This window comes from Microvirga terricola, from assembly GCF_011777495.1.
Taxonomy (GTDB): Bacteria; Pseudomonadota; Alphaproteobacteria; order Rhizobiales; family Beijerinckiaceae; genus Microvirga; species Microvirga terricola.
Genome location: NZ_JAATJS010000012.1, coordinates 1 through 5,615 on the forward strand (window position 1 = coordinate 1; position 5,615 = coordinate 5,615).

Sequence of the window (5,615 nt, forward strand, 5' to 3'; positions counted from 1 at the left end):
CAATTCTCTCCTATGTTATGTTATCCATAACAACTTTAATTTGCAGAATGTGAACGGGGATCGCTTGCTCGGGTGAGCGGTCGTTGTCCGGGGGCGGGCATGGAATATGCGTTGGTGGCTTGGGTGCGGGGCCGTTTGGTGCGGCTGCTGCGGTTGAGCCTTGTCTCAGGGTTGGTGACGGCTCTCGTCCTTCCTCCGGTTGCGCCGGCCTTTGCCGAGGCGGCGGCGCCCGCGCCGGTGACGGCGGCTCCGGTTTCAGGGGGGGAGCGGACGACCGTCCCCGCCGATGTCGCGTCGGGCGGGGCTGCGGAGAGCGCGTCCTTGGACTGGGACAGGAGCCAGGCGCCGGATCCGGCGAGTCAGGCGGGGGTCGATCCGCGCGCGGCCGAGGCTGCGAAGGCGGCGGAGACGGCCTCGGACGGCAAGGCGCGCGGAACGCTCGCGGCCGATCCAGCGCCGGCGAACGAGATGAAGGGCGAGGTCGATTCCAAGGCCTCGCTGATTCCCGATGTGCCGTTCAACGGCAGCTATACCCACGCCATCCCGATCGAAGTGCCGGCCTATCACGGGCTCGAACCGAAGCTGCGGCTGGTTTACGATTCGAACCGGGGTTTGACGGCCGGGCGTCCGCTGGCCGGATGGGTCGGCACGGGATGGTCGCTTGAAGGCTTCTCGACCATCCAGCGCATCGCGGCGCGCGGCGGCGCCCCGCGCTTCGACAGCGATGACCGGTGGTCTCTCGACGGCGAGGAGCTGGCGCCCTGTACGCCCGGGATGGTCAGCCCGGGCTGCAAGGGTGGCACGCATGTGACCCGCGTCGAGAGCTACCGGCGTATCAAGTACGACGCGGCCAGCAATACGTGGCAGGTGACGGCCCGGGACGGCACGGTCTACACGTATAAATCCTCCGGCGCGCTGGGCGTGGATCATCCGCCGACCCCTGCGAACGACGCGTTCCTGAACCACTATCTGTATGTGCTCGTCTCGGCCAAGGACACGCATGGCAACGAGGTCGAGTACGCCTACGATTGCGACACGGCCGCGATCTGCTACCCGACGAAGATCAGCTACAACGGCACCACCATTTCCCCGTACCGGGAGCTCAAGCCGGACCGGATGACGGTCGCGACGGGGGCGAGCCTGGAGGAGGTGGCGTATCGGGTGCAGAGCATCCGGATCCGCACCGGCGGGCGTGAGGTGCGGGCCTATGGGCTTGCCTATCAGCAGGCCGCGGGAACCGGATCCTCCCTGCTGAAGTGGGTGCGCGAGTACGGCAACGACGTCGAGTTCAGTGCGGCCGGTGCGATCACCGGCGGCAATGGGCTGGCGCCGACGACGTTCACCTATTCCGCCGCCGGTACGGTGGCGTTTACGAGCGCCGCCCTTCCTGACGATATGACGAGGGATCCCTCCCTGAGGGCGATGGACGTCGATGGCGACGGGCGCAGCGATCTGGTGTCCTTGTGTACGGGCGAGCCGACCTGCGGGCCGTTTGCGCTGAGGGTGTCGCGCTGGGATGGGACGAAGCTGGGCGCTCCCGTCGCCATGAGGGGCATGGCCCCGAGCTTGAGAGAGCGGCGCGAGCGCGACGTCTGGCTCGTCGGCGATTTCGACGGCACGGGCAAGCAACAGCTTCTCCATGCCTATCTCTGGCAGCGGCCGGAGCCGGGCGGCGACAACGGCGATGCCTTCTCGCTGCAGTGGGAGGCCACGATCTACCGCATCAACACCGATGCCAAGACGTACACCACGGCGACCTGGGCCATCTGGTCGGGCAGGGCGCTCGATCCGACACCGGAAGGCGCGCCGGTCGCGGCGGATTTTGACGGCGACGGTCGCACCGACGTGATGTTCAATGGCCGGCTGTACCTCTCGAACGGGACCACCGGCGCGGCCAAGGATCTTATCTTCGGCGAACCCTGCGGCACGCAGAACGTCGGATGGGTCAAAGTCGGCGACTTCAACGGGGACGGCAAGGCGGATATCGCGTGCCTGGAATTCGCCTCCTACAGAAGGGGCGTGGGGCTGTTCCTCTCGACCGGCTCGGGGTTCGTGAAGGCGGGGTTCACGCCCCTGCCTGCGGCGATCCCCAACATGACCGTCAAACCGGGCGACGTGCTCGTCGGAGACTTCAACGGCGACGGCAAGAGCGACCTTGCTCTGGTAGTGCAGAATCCCGGCTCGTTCACGTCCTCGACCTGGGTTCTGCTATCGGACGGCAAGACCTTCTCTGCAAAGCAGTGGAACGCAGCCACGAACTACGACCAGTATGGGATCGCGGTCGGGGACTTCGACGGGGATGGGCGAACCGATCTTTATGTGCCCAATGGCCCGACCGGCGTCTTCCTGCTGGCGCGCGCGGGAACGTTCCAGTGGCAATCCGGCCCGTCCTTCGCTGGCTACAGCGCCAAGATCGCCGCGGACTTCAACGGCGACGGCAAGGCGGATCTCTTCGACGCGACCACGGTCATTGTGCCCGCCACCACGAAGCGCTTGCAATTCTCCACGGGGGGCATCCCTCACCTGATGACGTCGGTGAAGAACGTCTGGGGCGGGACGACGACGATCGAATACGGCTCGTCGACGCAGGCGCGGGACACGGATCCGACCGCGAAGCCGAGCCGGATGCCGTTCGTGCTGCAGACGGTGAAGAAGCTGACGCAGGATGACGGGCGCGGCAGCCCCAAGAGCGAGACGAGTTTCCTCTATGCGGGCGGCAAGTGGCATCCGGGAGAGCGGCGGTTTCTCGGCTTCCGGACGGCGAAGGTGACGCTGCCGTGCACGCTGGAGGAGAAGGACTGCCCGGTTCACCTCTACACCTTCCACCAAGATCTCGCGGCGGCGGGGCGGCTCGCCAAGAAGGAGATCAAGATCGGCAGCACGATCTGGCGCAGCGTTGAGGAGAAGTATACGGGCAACGCCGGCACGGTTCCCTACCGGGCGCAGAACACGATGACGATCGTCAAGGAGACGTTCGGCAAGGCGGAGCGCCTGCACACGGTGATGCGGGACTTCGACGAATACAACAATCTCGTCAAGCTCACCGATCTGGGCCGCGACGACGTCTCCGGCGACGAACGGGTGAGCGTCTGGGTGTACCGTCCGAACACCGGGCGCTACATCGTCAACAAGCCCGCCTCCGAGACGGTCTATGGTTCGACCAGCAGCACGGCGACGCCGCTGGCGCGGACGCTGTACGATTACGACGACAATGCCAGCAACGCGACGCCGCCCTCGAAGGGCGACCTGACGCAGGTGCGGCGTTGGCTCGACACCCTGGGTTCGCCGGAGGACAATGCGTCCTATGTCCGTCGCCGCTCCGATTACGACCGGTACGGCAATCAGATCGCCGCGACGGACGAGGTCGGCGGGATCACGCGCACGACCTATGACGATGTCTACCACCTCTATCCGGTGAAGGTGGTGGATGCGCTCGGGCAGGCGACGAGCGCGACCTACGACAAGGTCTGCGGCAAGCCGCTGACGCGCGTGGATCTCAACGGGCAGACGACGACCTATGAGAGCGACCGGTTCTGCCGTCCGCTGCGGGTGACGACGCCGGGCGGGGCGGTGACGCGTTACCAGTACTATCCGCTCGGGGTTCCGGCGACGCAGGGGACGGTGGTGTACACGCCCTCGGCGGACGGCAAGGGCGAGCAATGGACGCGGCAATATCTCGACGGGTTGGGCCGGGTCTACCGGACGAGCGCGAAGGGCCCGGCGGGCCGGACGATCCAGAGCGAGACGGAATACAACAAACGCGGCCAGGTGTACCGGACCTCGCGTCCGTATTACGCCGGCGAGGGCGTGTATTGGACGACCTTCGCCTATGACGGGCTCGACCGGCGCCTCAAGCAGACCCATCCGGACCGGGCGGTGGTGGCGACGGCCTATGGCGCGAGCACGGAGCGGCTCGGCTATGATGCGGTGCGGACGACGGACGAACTGGGCCGCGTGACGCTGGTCGACCGCGACGTGCGCGGCAGCGTGCTGCGGCGCGAGCGGGCGTCGGGGAAGCCCGAGGCGAGCGCGGTCACGCTGGCCTATGACGGGCTCGGGCGGCTGAAGCGGCTCGAGGATGCGGCGGGCAATGCCTGGCTCTACACCTATGACAGCTTGTCGCGCCGGATCACGGAGCGCGATCCGGACCGGGGCCTGCTCACCTCCACCTATGACGCGGCCGGGCGGCTCACGTCGCAGACCGACGCCAAGGGGCAGCGCACCGCCTTGACCTATGACGCGCTCGGGCGGGTGTGCACGAAGGATGCGGCGGGGCTGGTGACGACCTATGCCTATACGCTGGCGGCGGGCGCCGCCGGCTCGCCCTGCGCGGAGCCCGCGCGGGCCGGGGCGTTCAATGCGGGCCAGCTGACGCGCTTGTCGAACGCGTCCGCCGCGATCGCCTACGATTATGACCAGGACGGCCGGCGCACGCGCGAGACCTACGGCGTCGACGGGCGCAGCTACGTCGTCGAGACGCTCTACGATTTGGGCGGGCGGGTGATCGGGCGCAGCTATCCGGACGGGGACAAGATCGGCGAGGCGCGCGGCTACTGGATCTATGACGGGGCGGGGCGCCTGTTCAGCATGCCGAACGCGGTGACCTCGACGGCCTACGACGCGTCGGGCCAGCCATTGGTGACGGTCTATGCCAGCGGCGCGGTGACGACGCGGACCTATTCGCCGCAGCGCGGCTGGCTGACGCGGACGGCGACGGCGAATCCGGTGTCGCCGCTGTCGGTGACCTATACCCGCGATGCGGCGGGGCGGATCACCAGCAGCACGAACACGGCGGCGCCGGCGGATGTGTGGGCCTATGCCTACAACGCCCGCGACGAGCTGACGACGGCGACGGTGTCGGGGCCGGTGTCCAAAACCTTCAGCTACACCTACGACGCCATCGGCAACCTGCTGTCGAACGACGGGACGACGTATGTCTACCCGGCGGCAAAAGCGGCGCGTCCGCATGCGCCGACGAAGGTGGGGACCTCCGATTACGCTTATGACGCCAACGGCAACCTCACGAGCGGCGGCGGACGCAGCTACACCTGGGACCAGGAGAACCGTCCGACCAGGATCGAGATGGCGTCGGGCGCCATGAGCGCCTTCGTCTACGCGCCGGATGGCACGCGGCTGAAGAAGGTGGTGACGACCGGGATCGGCGCGGGAGCGAAGACCGAGACGACCCTGACGCTCGGCGCCGACATCGAGATCCGCCTCGGCACGGCATCCGCGCCGACACCGCTGACGGAATGGCAGAAGTATCCGCATCCCGAGGTGCGCAAGATCGGCCTGGGCGTGCTGCCGAAGGTGGCGGTGCTGCACAAGGACCACTTGAGTTCGGTGCGGGCGATCAGCAACCGCAGCGGCACGATCGACAAGACCACGCTCTACACGCCCTACGGCGCGCCGCTCATCACCACCGGCCCGGACAAGGAAGCCAAGGCCTTCATCGGCGAACGCCTCGACGACGATACCGGCCTGATCTACCTCAACGCGCGCTATTACGACCCCGCGCTCGGGCGCTTCATCTCCCCCGATACGCTCGATCCGACCAAGCCGGGCGTCGGCACCAACCGCTATGCGTACTCGTTCAACGATCCCGTGAATTTGAG

At 67.1% G+C, this 5,615-nt stretch carries 1 protein-coding gene; it reads left to right on the top strand.

All coding sequences use genetic code 11. The annotated features are described in order from the left end of the window. Positions 1 to 99 precede the first annotated feature (99 nt). Positions 100 to 5,615: FG-GAP-like repeat-containing protein (locus tag HB375_RS17885; RefSeq protein WP_167674458.1), on the top strand; the 5,516-nt coding region annotated here is incomplete at its 3' end.